The sequence below is a fragment of the Thermosipho sp. (in: thermotogales) genome, assembly GCF_020054775.1.
Taxonomy (GTDB): domain Bacteria; phylum Thermotogota; class Thermotogae; order Thermotogales; family Fervidobacteriaceae; genus Thermosipho; species Thermosipho africanus.
The window spans coordinates 1-18,859 of sequence record NZ_JAIHAP010000006.1; the positions used below are offsets into that span (position 1 = coordinate 1).

General features: G+C 28.1%; 17 protein-coding genes. 12 read left to right on the forward strand and 5 right to left on the reverse strand.

Features of this window, described 5'->3' with window-relative positions; all coding sequences use genetic code 11:
• Window positions 1–67 precede the first annotated feature (67 nt).
• From JG780_RS02230 to JG780_RS02250, 5 genes are all read right to left on the reverse strand, one after another.
• Window positions 68–394: a hypothetical protein gene (locus JG780_RS02230; protein ID WP_287569084.1), complete on the reverse strand. Its 327-nt coding sequence runs from the start codon at window positions 392–394 to the stop codon at window positions 68–70.
• Window positions 395–1,098: 704 nt separating this feature from the next.
• Window positions 1,099–1,278, reverse strand: a complete 180-nt coding sequence (locus JG780_RS02235; protein ID WP_287569086.1) for a hypothetical protein — start codon at window positions 1,276–1,278, stop codon at window positions 1,099–1,101.
• Window positions 1,279–1,304: 26 nt separating this feature from the next.
• The gene (locus tag JG780_RS02240) at window positions 1,305–1,538 is read right to left on the reverse strand and encodes a hypothetical protein (protein ID WP_287569087.1); all 234 of its coding nucleotides are present in this window, start codon (window positions 1,536–1,538) and stop codon (window positions 1,305–1,307) included.
• Window positions 1,539–1,597: 59 nt separating this feature from the next.
• A complete protein-coding gene (locus tag JG780_RS02245; protein ID WP_004102965.1) occupies window positions 1,598–1,933 on the reverse strand; it encodes a transporter substrate-binding domain-containing protein in 336 nt (111 codons plus the stop codon).
• Between the two features lie 63 nt (window positions 1,934–1,996).
• Window positions 1,997–3,322 carry a GH1 family beta-glucosidase gene (locus tag JG780_RS02250; RefSeq protein WP_004102967.1) on the reverse strand — a complete coding sequence of 442 codons (1,326 nt, stop codon included), beginning with the start codon at window positions 3,320–3,322 and terminating at the stop codon, window positions 1,997–1,999.
• A 218-nt stretch (window positions 3,323–3,540) separates the two neighbouring features.
• Between JG780_RS02250 and JG780_RS02255 the strand changes: the two genes are divergently transcribed.
• From JG780_RS02255 to JG780_RS02310, 12 genes are all read left to right on the forward strand, one after another.
• The gene (locus JG780_RS02255; RefSeq protein ID WP_287569088.1) at window positions 3,541–4,305 is read left to right on the forward strand and encodes a sulfite exporter TauE/SafE family protein; all 765 of its coding nucleotides are present in this window, start codon (window positions 3,541–3,543) and stop codon (window positions 4,303–4,305) included.
• A gap of 64 nt (window positions 4,306–4,369) precedes the next feature.
• Window positions 4,370–4,990 (forward strand): hypothetical protein, encoded by a 621-nt coding sequence (locus tag JG780_RS02260; RefSeq protein WP_287569090.1) that lies wholly within the window; start codon window positions 4,370–4,372, stop codon window positions 4,988–4,990.
• A gap of 35 nt (window positions 4,991–5,025) precedes the next feature.
• Window positions 5,026–6,420 carry a dipeptidase PepV gene (pepV, locus tag JG780_RS02265; RefSeq protein WP_004102978.1) on the forward strand — a complete coding sequence of 465 codons (1,395 nt, stop codon included), beginning with the start codon at window positions 5,026–5,028 and terminating at the stop codon, window positions 6,418–6,420.
• 316 nt (window positions 6,421–6,736) lie between these two features.
• Entirely contained in the window at window positions 6,737–8,149 is a 1,413-nt protein-coding gene (locus JG780_RS02270) for an ABC transporter substrate-binding protein (protein ID WP_012580488.1), read from the forward strand.
• 53 nt (window positions 8,150–8,202) lie between these two features.
• Window positions 8,203–11,097, forward strand: coding sequence for an extracellular solute-binding protein (locus JG780_RS02275; RefSeq protein WP_004102982.1), 2,895 nt, complete (start codon window positions 8,203–8,205; stop codon window positions 11,095–11,097).
• Window positions 11,084–11,968, forward strand: a complete 885-nt coding sequence (locus tag JG780_RS02280) for a carbohydrate ABC transporter permease (RefSeq protein ID WP_004102984.1) — start codon at window positions 11,084–11,086, stop codon at window positions 11,966–11,968. Before JG780_RS02275 ends, JG780_RS02280 begins: the two co-directional genes overlap by 14 nt.
• Before the next feature lie 18 nt (window positions 11,969–11,986).
• The gene (locus JG780_RS02285; protein ID WP_287569092.1) at window positions 11,987–12,859 is read left to right on the forward strand and encodes a carbohydrate ABC transporter permease; all 873 of its coding nucleotides are present in this window, start codon (window positions 11,987–11,989) and stop codon (window positions 12,857–12,859) included.
• A 15-nt stretch (window positions 12,860–12,874) separates the two neighbouring features.
• Entirely contained in the window at window positions 12,875–14,866 is a 1,992-nt protein-coding gene (locus JG780_RS02290; protein ID WP_287569093.1) for a YIP1 family protein, read from the forward strand.
• Window positions 14,856–15,431 (forward strand): DUF5696 domain-containing protein, encoded by a 576-nt coding sequence (locus JG780_RS02295; RefSeq protein ID WP_287569094.1) that lies wholly within the window; start codon window positions 14,856–14,858, stop codon window positions 15,429–15,431. Before JG780_RS02290 ends, JG780_RS02295 begins: the two co-directional genes overlap by 11 nt.
• Window positions 15,397–17,097, forward strand: a complete 1,701-nt coding sequence (locus JG780_RS02300; RefSeq protein WP_287569096.1) for a DUF5696 domain-containing protein — start codon at window positions 15,397–15,399, stop codon at window positions 17,095–17,097. The genes JG780_RS02295 and JG780_RS02300 overlap by 35 nt, the downstream gene beginning before the upstream one ends.
• Window positions 17,090–17,941 (forward strand): carbohydrate ABC transporter permease, encoded by an 852-nt coding sequence (locus JG780_RS02305; RefSeq protein WP_012580491.1) that lies wholly within the window; start codon window positions 17,090–17,092, stop codon window positions 17,939–17,941. Before JG780_RS02300 ends, JG780_RS02305 begins: the two co-directional genes overlap by 8 nt.
• A gap of 13 nt (window positions 17,942–17,954) precedes the next feature.
• Window positions 17,955–18,857 (forward strand): carbohydrate ABC transporter permease, encoded by a 903-nt coding sequence (locus tag JG780_RS02310; protein ID WP_004103000.1) that lies wholly within the window; start codon window positions 17,955–17,957, stop codon window positions 18,855–18,857.
• The last annotated feature ends 2 nt before the right edge of the window (window positions 18,858–18,859 follow it).

Sequence of the window (18,859 nt, forward strand, 5' to 3'; positions counted from 1 at the left end):
TCTTCAGCAGAAAATTTTCTCCTCATATCTTTCACTCCCCCTCATGAAAAATTATACTCTCTACTTTCTAGCTGTCCAATCCTTCAGGGGAGCAGTATAGATCTCTTATTGAAAGTTCACTTAACATCTTGTTTTTTTCTTTAAGTTCATTTGTTTTTTGAAAGATTATGTTCTCTATATTTTCAAGAGTATATTTTAATTTATTGCTAACGCTGTTGAAAGTATTTACGAAAACTTTAATTTCTTCTTCCATGCCTTCCTCAACCTCAACTGTTTCAAAGTGTTTTTCTGAAAATTTTGATAAAGTAGTGGATATTTTTTTTAGATAATACCCTATGTTTTTTGATAATTTTTTTGATAAAAAGTATGAAATAAGTATTGCAACAAAAAACATTAGTAAATAGTATAAAACGTATGAAAAAGTATTCTTAGTAAATAGTATTTATCTTTTACTATATAAAAATTTTTCGTTTAAATCAAAAACTCCGAAACATTCAAGATTTGTAGTTTTTTTTATAATATCTTTTTCTGGATTATAACAAATATGGCTGTCTTTAATCATAAGTTGTGAGTCTAGTGAAAGATTATTTGATATTAAAAACTTTTGTATAAATTACCAAGATCTATTATCATTATATAGTAAGCGTTTTCAATTATGGATATTTTATTTTTTAAAATGTAATAGATTTCATTTTTATTTATATTGTAATTTTTGGATAAATCAATATTGTTATCGATTGGGTCAAAAATGTAGTAAGGCTTATTATTAATATTAATGAAAACACCTTTAATAAATTCATTCTTGTTTATTAATTCATCAATGTTTTTTTAACTGATATATTGGAAAAATTTTTAAGAATTTCATTTTGCCCAAATAAAAATACAAAATCGTTGCTGTAAATTACTTTATTATTATGTTGTATATATGGTTCGATAATATTAAAGTAAGAGTTAAAGTTCTTTGTTAAAAGAATTAATTCCTCATTTTCTCATTTATTATTGTTCTTGAGATTTCATATATTGATGTAATAATTAAAATAATAGATGCTGTTATAAAAATTGAAAATAAAAGTGCTCTAAAAATCTTTTTTTGTAAAGTCATTTTATCAGTCCAATTATACTTAAGTATACATAATAATTTATAATGAAATACCTTTTAAATAGCTTATCAAATTTCCCACTATTTTTGTAATAATCTAGAAACTTTTCAAATTGAGATGACAGTAATGTAGCATCTTTTGGGAAACAGAAAGAAAGATATTCAACTTCTTTTGTCAAAGGAAATATAGGTTTTAAATTTTGTTTCATAAATAAAGTATTATAATATTTTTAACAAAAGAAAATGAATCAATAATTGTGAAATCTGCTTTGTTTTCAATGAGTTGTAAATATAAAAAGTATGGTGAGTAACTTGTATTTCTTTTTATTAATAAAATTTCAACTTGATCATTGTTAACTTTACTTTTATTAATATAAACTAGTTCATTATTCTTGATTGTAACATTACTAATATAATAATCGATATTGTTTTCATTCAATATTTTTTGTAGAGTTTTAAAATAAGTAAAGTTTTCAAAAGTAATTATTTTTTTTCCAACTAAATCTTTGATATATTAGTAATTTCTTCATCTTTCCTGCCAATTAATATCTCAACATTTTCAACAAATTTGATCATAGTTAAAGTTTTACTTCTTTCTTCAGTTATAGTAATAATATCAGCGATCATATCAATGGAATTAAAAATTGTATTTTCAAAATATTTTGAAAACCCATCAACTATTTTAAATTCAGGGTTTACTCCAAGATATTTTGCAAATTCTGTGGCGATTTCATAGCAAAATCCAGGTTTTTCTTTGTTACTTGAAAAATAGACAACTTCACTTGGAATATTTCTAATTCCAATAGATATATTTCCTGTATCAAGTATTTTCATAAGAGGTTGAGAAAATCCAATAAGACTAAATAGTAAAAAAAACTGTAAAGGTATGAAAAATTTTTATAGATTTATTTCCCCTTCTAAAAATTTTTTTAGCCATATTGCACTATCTTTTAAATATCTTTTTTGAGTAGTATAATCAGTGTATACTATTCCAAATCTTTTTGAATATCCTTCTGCCCATTCAAAATTATCCATTAAAGTCCAGATAAAGTATCCTTTTAAATCTACTCCATCTTTTATTGCTTTTAGAGCATTTTCAAAATGAGATTTTAAATAGTTTATTCTGTATGTATCATGCACTTTTCCATTTTCAATCTTGTCTGGACCAGCCATTCCATTTTCGGTTATATAAAGTGGGGTTTTGTATCTGTTATAAATCTTTAAAAGCATATCGTATAATCCTTCAGGATATATCTCCCAACCCATTTCTGTTTTTTCTAGTTCACCTTCTATAGTTTTAAACATGAAAGGTTCCTCAGGAGCATATTTGACTAGTTGCCTAGTATAATAATTTATTCCGAAAAAGTCGATCTTTTTTGAAATAATATCCATATCATTTTCGAAAATATCTATACCATTTCTCTGTAAAATTGCTCTTGCATTTTCTGGATACCTTCCAAAAATTATTGGATCATAAAACCATCCATTTGTTAATTCATCAACTAAAAGAGCGACATAAAAATCTTCTTCTGTTTCATCAGCAGGCTCTACTTTAGTTGTAACATTTGTTATCCCTATTTTTCCGTCTTTTACTAGATCTCTAAATGCTTCTACAGAATATCCGTGAGCTCTTAGCAAGTTATGGGCAGCTTTAATAGCTTCTTGCAGATTTTTGTGTCCTGGGGCATGAATTCCATAGAAATATCCAAGAAATGAAGAACACCAAGGTTCATTTAATGTAATCCAGTGTTTTACTCTATCTCCAAAATTTTGAAATAATATTGATGAATAGTCTTGAAAATAAAGTGCTATGTCATCGTTTAACCATCCACCTTTTTCATATAAAAATAACGGAAGATCCCAGTGATAGATTGTAATAAACGGAATTATATTATTTTCAAGTAATTTGTCAATTAGCTTGTTATAAAAGTCAATTCCTTTTTCGTTTTTTTCTTTTGTATTTTTCATAACTCTTGGCCAGGATATTGAAAATCTATAAGCATCAACCCCTATATCCTTCATTATTTTTATATCTTCTTCGTATCTATGATAATGGTCACAAGCAACATCACCGTTTTCGTTATTTTTAATTTTTCCTGGAGTATGTGAAAATACATCCCATATTGAAGGAACCTTTCCATCTTCATTATATGCGCCTTCTATTTGATAAGAAGCTGTTGCAACGCCAAAAATAAAATCTTTTGGAAAATCGTTTCTTTCCATTTTTTCACCTCATTTCTTTTTATTTATAGTTCTATTATATCACTATAACTTGAAAATTTTGTCTGCGTGTAGATATATTTATATGTAAAGTAAATTAATATTACAATTGATGATGTTATATGTGTTTGTTCAACATTTTTTTATATCATACCAATTCACAAAAATACAAAAAGAGGTAAAATTTAGTTAGGAATAAAAACAAAAAGGAGTTGACAAAATTGCATTTATCAATTTATGAATACTTATTTTTGTTTTTCATGATATTTTTAGCAGGTTTTGTAGATTCTATAGCAGGTGGTGGAGGACTTATCTCACTTCCTGCTTACTTATTTTTAGGTATCCCTTCTCATAATGCACTTGCAACTAATAAACTCCCATCTTCAATTGGGAGTATATTTAGTACATTTAGATATGCAAAAGAAAGATACGTTGTATTCGAAATTGGTATTATCTCGGCTATTTTTTCATTTTTAGGTTCTTTCTTTGGAGCTAGACTTGCTCTTTTAATTTCAGACTCTTATTTAAAAGTAATTATTTCTGTTTTAATTGTCTTTGCTGGAGTTTTTATGTTAATGAATAAAAGAAAAAAGGTAATTAGTAAAATTCCTAAAACTTCTTTTAAAAAGAAATTTTTTATCTCAAGTTTTATAGGTTTTATTATTGGAATGTATGATGGCTTTTTTGGGCCTGGGACAGGTACTTTTTTGATAATTATGTACACTAGCTTTCTTTCATTTGATTCAATAAGTGCAAGTGCTACAGCAAAAATTGTTAATTTATCTTCCAACATTAGTGCACTTATTACTTTTTTGATAAATAATAAGGTGCTTTTTCATATAGGACTTCCTGCAGCATTTTTTGGAATTTTAGGAAATTGGATTGGTTCAGGGTTAGCTATAAAGAAAGGAGATAAAATAATAAAACCAATTGTTTTAGTAATATTATTTTTGGTAGTTTTTAAATCTTTAAGAGAGTTAATTTAATAATTTTATTTTAATGCTCCTATTATGATATAATTTTAGTATCTCATTTTTTGGAGGCGATATTATGAAAAAAATCTTAGTTTTCATATTACTTGTTTTTACTATATTTTTATTTTCAACAACAATAGATTATGTATTGATTGTTCCAAGTGATATCTTGGTTTCTGAAATCACTAGTTTAATTGACAATTTAGAAAGTTATGATTTTAAAATTTCTCTTACAGATTATGGTTTGAGTAAAAAAAATTATGAATATCTTTATTCGCCTTACGATGAGTATTTTAAAAATCATATTTTGACGCTTTTAAGTTATTTTTCTAATAGAGATGTTAATTCTGATTATATTTTGCCATTAGATTTTATATCTGAGTATCAAGTACAAGGTGACCTATATCTATATTCGGTATCTTTATTTGATTCGGATTTGAATTTGCTTTATAATGCTTTTAATAAAATAGCTTATGATTCAAATAATTCAATAAATTCTGAAGCCTTAACCATTTATAGTTATCTATCTAGTTTATTAAATTCAATGTTTGAGGATGACTCTCCAAAAAACTATGACATAGACTATGTAGTAGCGTCGGTTTATATTGATACACACGATGAAGGTTATCTAGTTTTTGAAATTGGATTTATTTCTCAAAATAATAGAAAAATTGATTTAATATATTATACTTTTTAGTTTATGAAAAGAATTTATAAAATAGGAGGTTGACTATGGAACAAATTGTTGAAGATGCAATTGATAAACTTGTTGATAAGTATTTTGATGAAGTATTAGAAAATCTTGAAAAAATAATTGAAATTAAATCGGTGATGGGACCGGCAAGTCAAGATGCACCATTTGGAGTAGGGCCTGCTAAGGCATTGAGTGAAGCATTAAAAATTTCAAAAAAGTTAGGTTTTGAAACTAAAAATATTGACTTTTATGCTGGGCATGTCACTTATGGTAATTCAGGAAAACTTTATGGAATATTAGGACACTTAGATGTAGTTCCTGAGGGAGATTTAGAAAAATGGGAAACAGATCCTTATAAACTTGTAATTAGAGATGGAAAAATGTTTGGAAGAGGAGTTTCAGATGATAAAGGACCAACTATTGGAGCATTGTATGCTTTAAAAATAGCATCTGAGTTGGTAAAAACTCCAAAAAACACTGTTAGGTTAATTTTTGGAACAAATGAGGAAAATGGTTCAAAATGTTTAAAATATTATTTTAAAAATGAACCATATCCAGATGCAGCTGTAACACCTGATGGGACATTTCCGCTTGTTTTTGCGGAAAAAGGAAATACAACTTATAAAATAAGTACTTATCTTAATAATGATTATAATACTAAACTGATAAAGATGAAAGCGGGGACTGCAGTTAATGTTGTTCCGGAAGAATGTAACGTAGTTATAGAAACTGATAAGGTAAATGAAGTAGCTTATCTTGTTGAAAATTTTAATACAAAGTGTAAATTAAAATATGAAGTTAATGGAAATAGAATATCAATAACAACTATTGGAAAATCTGCACATGCTTCAACTCCACAACTTGGCCTAAATTCTATCGCATGTATGTTAAATCTTTTATCAAACATTGATTTTGGTAAGGATAATTTTGTAATAAGAGTTTTGAATGAAAAACTTGGTTTGGATATTAATGGTATCCGCCTTGGTATTTATTCTAAAGATATTGCAAGTGGAGAACTTACCTGTAATTTAGGAACGATAAATATTGAAAATGGGGATTTAGAAGTCAAAATTAATATAAGGTATCCAATATTTATGAATATAGAAATGATTACTAATCAAATTAAAGAAGCTTTTAAAGAATTTGATCTTCTTCAAATTTCACACAGTAAACCATTATATGTTTCTAAAGACAGTGAACTTGTAAAGATGTTACTTAAGGTGTATAGAGATGTTACTAAAGATGAAAAAGAACCTATAGCATTGGGCGGAGGAACTTATGCTAAATCTGTACCTTATGGAGTAGCGTTTGGTGCAGTATTTCCAGGAGAAGATACAGGTATGCATCAACCTAATGAACATTGGTCGCTAGAATCTTATAAGAAATTTATTAGAATATATGCAAGATTGATTTATAAGTGGTTAACTGAATAAAAATTTGCTTAAACCTGTTGATCCTCTACTAAATTTAGTAGGGGATTTTTTATTTAAATGAAAAGTGTTTCTTTGCTTTAAACCAATGAAAATTAATTATTTATTATTTTTTTCGATGATTATATGGTATTTAAATGGATTTCTGTAACGTTTTTCTATAATATTTTTTCAAAAAAAATGATTTCATGATTTTGTGTGTAACATGTTACATAGATATAATTTCATTAGAAATTCTTAATTTGGCAATTTTACTAAAAAGATGCTTGTGTAACAATTTTATTATTTTAAACACAATTTAATTGAAAGGAGTGGTAAAATGAATAAAATTAGTGTATTATTTGGATTTTTAATGATATTTTTTGCAATTTTAGCATTTTCTGAAACAGTTGTTACAGTGGGAGTTTTTAGTTGGGATGTTCCTATATTTCAACAAATAGCAGAAGAATTTGAAAAAGAAAATCCGGATATTAAGATCGAAATTGTTGAAATCCCATGGACTCCTGGTGATATTATAAATAGTTTATTAACCGCCAAAGCAGCATCTGGGGAAAAATTTCCAGATGTAATTGCTCAGTCGTGGGAGCCAATTGTCTATCCTGTATCACAAGGTTGGGTTTATCCATTAGATGAGTTTATTAAAAACGATCCTGATTATAATTATGTACCTGAATCTATACAAAATGCTTTCAAATTTTTAGGAAAGACATATGCTCTTGGTGAAAGGCTTCATTTTAATACTATAGTTTTAAACCTTGATTTGCTTGAAAAATTAAACTTACCTGTTCCTAGTTATGATTGGGATATTAACACATTCATGTACCTTGCAAGACGTGCAACAAACAGAGAATACTCTGGAATTGATAACTTATGGGAATTTGATGCATACATGGCAGCTGTTTTTAGTGATCGTACTACTTTCTGGAGTTTTGATTTTAACAAAAAAAGATTTGATTTAATAAATGGTGGATGGCTTAAGGCTGTTGAAATTCAAGAAAAATTGAGAAAAATTCCTGGCCTTGATGCTTCTATGCTTTTTAATCAACAGCTAAGAGATCAGGGAGAACTGGATGATTATCAGAAAAAATTTGGGGAAGATACAGATGCATTTTTTGAAGGAAAAATTTTAATGGGCTTTAAAGGTACATGGGATTGGGACGAAGAAGGTTTAAAGTCACTTCCATGGAAAATGGATATGTATCCATTACCACATGATCATGAAATTGGGATGAGACAACCTATTCACATTAACTACGCATTTATGACTTCTACAACTAAACATCCGAAAGAAGCATTCAAATTTTTGAAATACATAACTTATGATCCTAAAGGTGTTGTTGTTAAATTTAAATATGTTACCTCTGTAACTGATGCGATTGGTAACTCGTTTTGGTTTGTTCCTGCAACAATGCATCCAGAAGTTGTAAAAGAATTTAAAGAAGCTAAATTCATCCCTAATGGAGTAAAATATATGCTTGAAAATCTTGATAAAACTGTTCAGGTTGATATGTGGAAAGTTATACCTGGATGGTTCCAGGCTATTAATGATGTAATGATTCCTACTGAAGAGAAAATTAGAAGTGGTGATGCAGAACCTACTGCTATAGCAGCAGAAACAGAAGAAAAACTTAATGAAATAATAGAACAGGCATGGAATGAATTTATAAAGCAAGTTGAAGAAGTTCAAAAGAATTTTAGTAAACTTAGGAAAAAAATAGAAAGTGAAAAGTAATTTAGCCCCCCGAGTTACTCGGGGAGCTTTAATGATTAATAGGAGGTATTAGGGTGATTCGGCTTATAAAAATCATTGGTCTTATTTTTATTACTTTATTTGTAATATCTCTAATATTATTTTTATTTGGTCAGAAAAGCTATTATGAATTTTCTAATTACATTAAAAGTATCAAAAAAAATCAAATAAATGTTCAGATTACTCCTGATGAAGCTTTAAGACGATACTTTTCATTTTATGAAAATTTGGAAAAAACACCAATTTATTCAGGAGAAATGGTTTTACATACTGATGAATCTACAACCATTAATTTTTACTTAAAAAAAGGTGGAATTTTTAATATATTATTAGTTTACAAGATAGATTCAAATACAACCAACAACGGTTCTCTAGAAATTTCAAAGGAAGGTGAAGAAAGTTTCATAGGGCTTTTGGATAATTATGCATATTATGATAAATCACAGCTAATTTTGGACAGATATGGTAATGAAGTGGTACCTGAGCAATACAGGGTTGATATAGCATTGTACAGTGTGTTAAAAGATGCAAAAAGAATTATTTCTAAACCACTTACTTTTGAGTTTGTAAGTGGTAATAATAAGATTGTCTTAAAAAATTTAAAATCTGATATTACTATAAAAAGTATATATCTTTTAAAACAAGAGGAGTTATTAAATTATGAAGATTACATAAAAAATTACGATAACTATTCTACAAAAGATTTAATGATAGAGGCTGAAGATTTAATTTTAAAGTCTGATTTTACATCAAGTATTGGAAATGAACAAACACCTGAAATAACGCCATTTGAAATTACGAAAAAAAGACTTAATAACATTTTGGAAGATACATTCTCATCCTCTGGGCAGAAACTAATATGGATTTTTAATATAGATGAGCCAGGATTATACAAAATTGCTTTCAGATATAAACAAACTATTAACAAAGGTATTCCATCATTCAGAAACATAAAAATAGATGGGAAAATACCATTTAAAGAATTTGAATTTTATCCATTTTATTATACAGGGTATAAATGGACTACTGTTACGCTTTCTGATGGTGTAAAGCCTTATTTTGTTTATTTAGATAAAGGGCTTCATTTTCTAACTTTGGAAGTAGCAACTGGGCCCTTTGAAAAATACATTCAATTTTTACAAGAAAGCGTAAGAAAATTACAAGATATTGGTCTTGATATAAGAAAGTTAATAGGTAATAATTTTGATCCTAATAGAACATGGAATATAGAAAAATATATGCCTAATGTTGTTAGTGATTTGGAAAATCTTGCTGATGTTCTTGAAGATAAATATACATCTTTATTGGAAATACTTGGTGAGCAAGGAAGAGCATCAATTTCAGATATGATTGTTGCTGCAGAATTAATCAGAGAAATTATAAAAGAACCTGAAAGAATCCCGTTTTATTTGGATGTTTTAAGCGAAGGAGCAGCTTCAATTGCACAAAGATTGTCTAATCTTTCTTTGAATTTGAAGAAACAACCTTTAGGAATTGACAAGATATTTATTTATTCAAACGATAAATTTGTTGAAAATAGTCAAAGCAAGTTCTTAATTAATTCATATGCTGAATTGTATAAACTATTTTTGTCATTCACAAATAAAAATGAATATTATTCAGTGTATGAAAAGTCTTCAGATGATGAACTTTCAGTTTGGGTAAATAGACCAGTTCAATACGTTGAAACTCTTCAATATTTAATTGATTCAGATTTTACAAGAAAATATGGAATAAAAGTTAAACTTTCTATAATGCAAAACGAACAGAAATTAATTTTGGCAAGTGCAGCGGGAAATACCCCTGATGTAGCATTAGGAATAAGTAGCTGGATTCCTTTTGATCTTGCTATTAGAGGAGCATTATACCCATTATCTAATTTTCCAGACTTTGTTGACACTTTGAAAGATTATTATAATCTAGAAACTCTGCTACCTTATGTATTGGAAAATAAGATTTATGGAGTTACTGAAGCTCAAAATTTCTATGTTTTATTTTATAGAAAGGATATTCTAGAAAAGCTCGATATTCCAATTCCACAAACGTGGGAAGATGTGAAAAAAATTCTTCCTGAGATTCAGCGAAGAGGTATGAACTTCTTTATACCTATGTGTGAACAAACTACAAAATTTTTTAATACAACTGCTCCTTTCATCTTTCAAGCTGGAGGAAGAATATATACAAAAGATGGTTTAAAAGCTGCTATAGGTGAAGAAAAGGCTGTAAAAGGATTTGAATTGATGACAGAATTATTTTCTATCTATGGTTTACCAGAACAAGTAGCAAGTTTTTACAATAGTTTTAGATATGGTCTTATTCCAATTGGTGTTGCAGATTTTGCTAATTATATACTTTTGTCAAATGCAGCAGATGAAATTTATGGCCTTTGGGATATAGCACCTTCGCCTGGTATTATTAATGAAAAAAATGAAATTGTAAGATATCAGGTTGCAAGTGATAGAGCAGATGTAATATTCAAAAATTCTAATAAAAAGGAACAAGCTTGGACATTTTTAAAATGGTGGCTTTCAAAAGAAACTCAAGTAAAATATGCTAGGATGCTTGTTAATAGATATGGACCAGAATATATGTTTAACACGGCTAATATTTCGGCATTTAAGGAATTAGATTATTTTCCTGAAAATCACAAAAAAGTTATTTTGGAACAATGGAGATGGATAAAAGAGGTCCAAAGACATCCTGGTGGCTATATGACAGAGAGAGAAGTAAGTAATATATGGAATGCAGTTGTTATTGAGGGAAAAAGTTTAAGACCAACAATTGATAGAGCAGAAATATTAATTAATCGTGAACTTGAAAGAAAACTTGCCGAATTTGGTTATATAAAAAATGGAAAGATTATAAAAAAATTTCCTATTTATGATTCAATTTATGAATTATTACGAGGTGGTTTGAATGAAGAAAATTAAAAAGTATATGCATTGGATATTATTATCACCTTATTTAACTTTATTTATAATTTTCATTTTGTTACCAATAATTGTTGCAATTTACCTTTCTTTTACATATTTTAATGCAATTCAATCTCCAAGATGGATAGGATTACAAAATTACGTAAATCTTTTTACAAGAGATGAGATTTTTATGCAAAAGGTTTTGCCAAATACAATTAAGTTTTCTTTAATTGTAGGTCCTGGTGGATACATTTTATCATTTATTCTAGCCTGGCTTGTAGCACAACTTACTAAGGTTCCAAGAACAATCTTTGCCCTGATTTTATATTCTCCTTCGCTGACAGCAGGTGTAACAATGGCAGTAGTATGGAGGGTTTTGTTTAATGGTGATCAACAAGGTTATTTGAATGCACTATTATTAAAGTTAGGATTTATAGACAAGCCAATACAGTGGCTTCAATCCCCTGAATATTTATTGACTATTATGATAATAGTTTCATTATGGAGTAGCATGGGAGTTGGTTTTTTAGCTATGCTTGCTGGTATTTTAAATGTTGATGAAACATTATATGAAGCTGCTTATATTGATGGAATAAAAAATAGATTACAGGAAATAATTTATATTACAATACCTTCGATGAAGCCACAGATGTTATTTGGTGCAGTTATGTCAATTGTTCAAACTTTTACTACAGCTGGTATTGGAGTAGCTTTATCTGGTACAAATCCTACTCCACAGTATGCTGGTCAATTAATTGTCAATCATATAGAAGATTATGGATTTTTAAGATATGAAATGGGTTATGCAGCAGCAGTTTCAGTGGTTTTATTAATAATTATTTATTTGTTTTCTAAAATTGCATGGAAATTATTCGGAGACAATTAATAGGGGAGTGGTGATACTTTGGCAGGATTTACACCTAAAACAAATCCAAAAAGATTTCATAAAAGTCAAATAAAATTTTATTTTATTTTAATTCCTATAGCAGCTTTTATGCTTTTACCAATTATTTTTATATTTTCTCAAGCCTTTAAACCAATAGACGAACTTTTTCTTTACCCTCCAAGGTTTTTTGTTAGAAAGCCTACTCTAAATAATTTTTACGAACTTTTTGCTGCAACAAAAGGTTCAACAATACCTGTGAGTAGATACTTGATGAATAGTATTTTAACTGCATTATTTACTGTTATTTTTACAATTATAATTTCGGTATTTGCAGGATATGCACTTTCAAAAAAAAGATTTAAAGCTAAAAATTTGATTTTTACAATAAATAATTTAGCGCTTATGTTTGTTCCTGTTGCAGTAATTATTCCAAGATATTTAATTATTCAAAAACTTGGTTTAATTGATACTTTTGTAATTAACATTCTTTCTCTTCTTGCAATGCCGATAGGTATATTTCTAATTAAACAATTTGTGGATCAAATACCTGATGCTTTAATTGAAGCTGCTTTAATTGACGGTGCAAATGATTTTCAAATAATTTTTAATCTTATAATGCCACTTTTAAAACCTGCAATTTCTACGGTTGGTATTCTTGCATTTCAGGTTGCATGGAATAGTGCGGATGCGTCAACTTATTTTATAAACAATGAGAATCTTAGAACTTTTGCATTTTATGTATCGAATTTAACCGCTGTTACGGGAAACACTATTGCCGGTCAAGGTATTGCAGCAGCGGCAAGTTTAATAATGTTTGTACCTAATCTTGTGCTCTTTATTTTCATGCAATCTAGAGTAATGAATACAATGGCACATAGTGGATTGAAGTAGTTAGGAGGAATAATTGTGAGAAAGAGAATCATTAGTCTTTTTTTAATTCTAGCAATTTATATTATTGCTTCTAACAGTACATTTTATACATATACAATTGGGCAAAATAATAAATGGAAAATAACTCAGGATGCATATTTAGTGAGTGAAATTATTTTGGAAGATGCAGGACTTTATTATCCTGAAGATATGTATTTAGAAGGTGGAAAGCTTTATATTGCTGATTCTGGAAATGCTAGAATAGTTGTTTATGATTTAAAAACAAGAAAATATAGTGAAGTTGGTGAATGGTCACTTTTTACTCCAACAGCTGTATTTGTTGACGATAAATACATTTATGTTGCTGATGCTGGGTTATCAGAAATTGTTATTTTTGATAAAGAAGGAAATGAAATAAGAAGAATAGGTAAACCAAAAAGTATATTGTTTGGTCAATACACAAAATTTAAACCAAAGAAAGTTGTCGTTGATAAAAGGGGGAATTTTTATATTGTAAGTGAAGGGTCTTTAGATGGAATTATTCAGCTTGATAGAAATGGTGAGTTTTTAGGTTATTTTGGAGCAAATAAAGTAAGAATAACTGCTTTAGATAAATTTATTGATTTATTTTATTCAAAGCAGCAAAAAGAAAGACTTCTAACGAGAACACCTAAACCATATTTTAATATAGCAATTGATGATAAAGGATTAGTATATACAATTACCCAAAAAGAAAGGGGAGATGCTATAAAGAAGCACAATACACTTGGAAACAATATTTTGTATTTATCTCGTTTAAATTTGATGGTGGATGAGGAAAATTTTGTTGATATAACGGTTGATAAAGAAGGAAGAATATTTGCTTTAACTGAAACAGGACTTATTTATGAATATGATCAGGAAGGAAATTTAATATTTTCTTTTGGTGGAAGGGCAATATCATATGACAAAAATGGTCTTTTTTCAGTAGCTTCATCAATTGAAGTTGATGAAGAGGGAAAGATATATGTTCTTGATAAAGAAAAAGGAATTGTTCAAGTGTTTAATCCAACTGTTTATGCTTTGAAGATACACAGGGCTTTGGATTTATATATGCAAGGTAAATATATTGAGAGTAAATCTATTTGGGAAGATGTTTTAAAATATGATGGTTATTCAAGTATCATTCATAATGGACTTGGGAAAGCATATTTTCAAGAAGGCAATTATAAATATGCTGCTTTGCATTTTAAGGTTGCATATAATAAAAGAGAGTACTCTAATGCGTTTTGGGAAATAAGAAATCAATTTTTACAGAATAATATGAAAGCAATATTAATAGTTTTGTTTTTAATATTTATATTTTATGAAATAGTGGGAAGAATTCTAAAATTGAAAAATTATAAATTAAAAATAACAATTAAAAATAAACTTTTGAGTGATATTTTTTATTTAAAAAATATTTTAAGACATCCAATTGATAGTTTTTATTATTTAAGAAAAGGAACTTATGGAAGTATTTTATCAGCGACAATAATTTATGGTTTATTTGCTATAGTTGTAATTTTTGATTATATGGGAAGAAGCTTTTTGTTTAATCTAAATACTTCTGAAAGATCAGTTGGTTATGTTCTTTTATCTACAATTGTTCCAGTATTGTTGTGGGTATTTTCTAATTATCTTGTTAGTTCAATAACTGATGGGAGAGGAACACTTAAAAATATTTATATTTTTACTGCATATTCATTTGCACCTTATATAATTTTTCAACCTTTTATAATATTTCTTACATATATATTGACATATAATGAAAGCTTCCTTATAAATTTTGGTTCTTTCTTTATTATATCTTGGACACTTATTATTCTTTTTGTTGGTGTTAAAGAAACACATGATTATCACGTAAAAGGGACAATTGGCAGTATTCTATATTCTTTGATTTGGATTTTAGTAATTGTTCTTGTATTTTCAATAGTTTATATGTTATGGGATCAAATATTTGAAACAGTGTATGGAATAATTCAGGAGGTGTTATATCGTGTCAGATAAATTGAAGATAGCCCTTTTCGGATTTATCTTAATTTCTAGTCTTTTGTTTTCAATAGGGAATGATTATCTTTCAAATAGATTTACAAAACCTGATGAAAAAAATCGAGTTATAAATGATTTAAATACTGAGGGTTTTAAATTAATTGCTGAATCAGAAAAATTAGAACTCTGGTTTGATGAGAAAAATTATTCTATTAGGATTCTTAATAAAGAAAGTGGATATTTATGGGGATTAGTGGATTCGGAAAATTTATCAGGAATGAACAATATATGGAAAGGAATAGCATCTTCTGTTTTGACAATAGAGTATTTTGATGATAATGCATTAAATTATCTTTTAAGTATATCAGATAAAAGTGTAATAAAGAAATATTCAAAACTTGAGAATGGGATTAAAATAGAAGCAAATTATGAAAGTCTTGCTATAAAACTAAAACTATACATATATTTAAATGATGACCATATAGAATTTTACATTCCATATGAAAGCATTGATGAAAAAGGTAATTTTAAACTAGCATCAATATATATTGCACCTTTTTTTGGGTGCAGTGAGAGAAAATAAAAAATCTGGATATATTTTTATCCCAGATGGTCCAGGAGCATTAATAAGATTTTCTAAATCATCTCTAAATTCAAGTATGTTTGAAAAAAGGATTTACGGAAAGGATTATAGTATTGATAATCTCAGAGAAGTTAGCGACTTAAAAGCTAGTAGACCAAATGATTTTTTAAGAGAAGAGCCTTCAATTTATATGCCTGTGTTTGGAATAGTCCATGGTGTAAATCAAAATGCAATTTTTGGAAGAATTATTTCTGGTGCAGAGTATAGTTCAATAGTAGCTTACCCAAGTGGTGTAATAAGTCCTTTTTATTGGGCAAGTTTTAAATTTATTTATAGGCAAAAGTATTTACAACCAACAACTAGAAGCGGTAATGGAATCCAGGTTCCACAAAAATTAAAAAATAAATTGGACGTAAGGTATAGAGTGTACTTTTTAACTGGTGAACAGGCAAGCTATGTTGGGATGGCAAAATTTTATAGGAATATCCTTGTAAAAGAAGGAGTTTTAGTTAAGAAACCAAAAAGTGGGAATATTCCTCTTTCTCTTGACTTTGTAGTTTCAGAGTTAGAGAAAAAAGTTTTGGGATTTAATTCTATAAAAGTAACAACATACAATTACATCAAAGAATGTATTGATTACTTTAAGCATTTAGGCGTTAACAAATTAAATATCTTTTTAGAAGGTTGGCAAGAAAGAGGTCGGAGCGGAAATAAAATCTCAAAATTCTCTTTTGAAAAATCTGTTGGAGGGAAAGATGGACTTTTGAGTTTGTATAAGAAATTTAACGATAATGACATAAAAATATATCTTGTGGAGAATGTTACAAAGGTAACTCAACAACAGATAAATATTAATAAAGAAGCAGGAACTAACCTATCTCAATCTTTGATATATGAAGATAAAAATAATAGAGATCTTTGGTTTTTTAGATCATACTATACAAATATAAAACTTTCAAGTGATTATTTAAAAGAAAAAGCTTTAAAAATGAATGAACTTGGAATTAAAAATTTAGCATTAAAGGAGTATGGAATAAAGTTGTATGGGGAATTACTAATAGATAACGAAATTTACAGAAATCAAGCCAAAGAATTGATAATAAAAACAATAGCAAATATTTCAAAAAATATAAATGTATCATTTTTTAATGCTAATGATTATTTATGGAAGTATACCAATTCGATAATTAATATTCCAATGAACAATAGTCAATATCTTTATGAAACTGATACTGTTCCTTTTCTCCAAATTTTATTAAGTGGATACATAGAATATTTTGTTCCTTTTATGAACGATGGTTTTTTCTCAAAATTAGACGTTTTAAAAGCAATTGATTTTGGCGCATATCCAAATTTTATTTTAACTGAAATAGATAATTATTATTTAGCAAAAACTCCGCTTTTGTATTATCCCTCAACAAAATTTGAAGATTGGAAAAATAGTATAGTTGATATTTATAAAGAAATTAATAAGGCTTTAAAGCATGTTAGAGGCTTTTCTATTTCTGATAGAGATGTAATTGCTCCAGGAATTGTCTTGGTAAGTTATGAAAATGGAGTAAGTTTTTTAATAAATTATACAGAGAATAAATATGAATATGGTAATTTTACGGTACTGCCAGAATCATGGATTTTGATTAGTAAAGGGGAAGATAAATATGAGTAATAAAATTAAAGTAAAGACAAAAAGAGCGTTAATTGGATACTTGTTTTTTTCTCCTTGGCTGATCGGTTTTATAGTTTTTACAGCTTATCCTTTTTTCTACTCGCTATACCTAAGCTTTTTCAAAGTCAGATTCACTGTTTCTGGTGTTGAATCAACTTTTGTTGGTTTAGAATTTTATAAATATGCATTTAGAGGTGACTTAACTTTTCCGATTAACTTTACTAATACAATTATAAACATTGTTTTATCAACGCCTTTGATTGTAATTTTTGCTTTAATTGTTTCTATTTTGTTGAATAATAAAATAAAGTTAAGAGCATTTTTCAGACTTTTATATTTTCTACCTGTGGTTATTATAAGTGGGCCAGTTGTATCAGAATTAGTAGCAAATAATGCATCAAAAATTGTGGATCCTGGTAAATATTTTATCTATCAATTTTTCACAACACTTCCGGACAGAATTAGTTTTCCATTTTTATACATGTTTGATAATCTAGTACTTATTTTGTGGTTTTCTGGTGTTCAAATTTTATTTTTTCTAGCAGGATTGCAAAAAATAAGTCCCTCAATATATGAGGCGGCCAAAATTGATGGTGCAAATTCTTGGGTTATTTTTTGGAAAATTACATTGCCTTTGATTAGACCATTTATTTTAATTACTACTATTTATACTATAGTTGATCTTGCATCGTTTGCAAACAATTCTGTAAACACAAGCATAACTCAACATATGTTTGATATTGATAAGCCATATTCATACTCAGCTGCTTTGTCATGGATTTATTTTGTATCAGTGATGATAATTATAGGTATTGCATTTTTACTATTAAGAAAGAAAGATTAAACGGGGTGAAAAAATGAGAGGATCTTTTTATTACAAATACATAAAAACTCCAACTGCAAAATTAGTTTTATATGTTTTATTAATTGGTATTGGATATGCATACTTGTATCCATTACTTTACATGATAACTACCAGTTTTATGAGTGTAGAAGATCTTGTTAATCCAACAATTAGGTGGATACCTGTACATCCAACTCTTGATAATTATAAATTAGCTTGGGAAGTTTTGGATGTATCAAAGACATTAATTAACAGTATTTATCTTTCAGTGGTGCCTGCGTTGATTCAAACCTTTAGTACTGCAATAATTGCATATGGGCTTCAGAGGTTTGATATTCCTTTAAAAAAGTTTTGGCTTTTCTTAGTTCTTGCAACATTTTTGATTCCAGCTCAGACCACACTTGTCACTAAGTACATGCTTTTTAGTAAGTTAAAGCTTGTCGGAACCCCGCTTGCCTCATTTTTACCTGCACTTTTTGGTCAGGGAATAAAAAGTGCAATTTTTATATTGCTTTATTATAATTTTTTTCAAATGTTACCAAAAGCTTTTGATGAGGCAGCAGAGCTTGATGGAGCTGGTCCTTTTAGAATTTTTTGGACTATAATGCTTCCACTTTCAATTCCAGCATTAGTAACAACTTTTATCTTTTCTCTTGTATGGTATTGGAATGAAACGCTTATTTCAGGTCTTATTTTGGGAAATTCAATTAAAACACTTCCAATTGCTTTAAGAGATTTTATATGGAGATATGCCCAGATGTTTCCATCATCGACAGGAAATTCAGTTAACAGGATTAATGAAGGAATACGTCTTGCCGCAACTTTTATAACAATTTTACCATTACTTATTACTTATTTATTCTTACAAAGGCAATTTGTGGAAAGCCTTGAAAGAACAGGAATAACTGGTGAATGAAG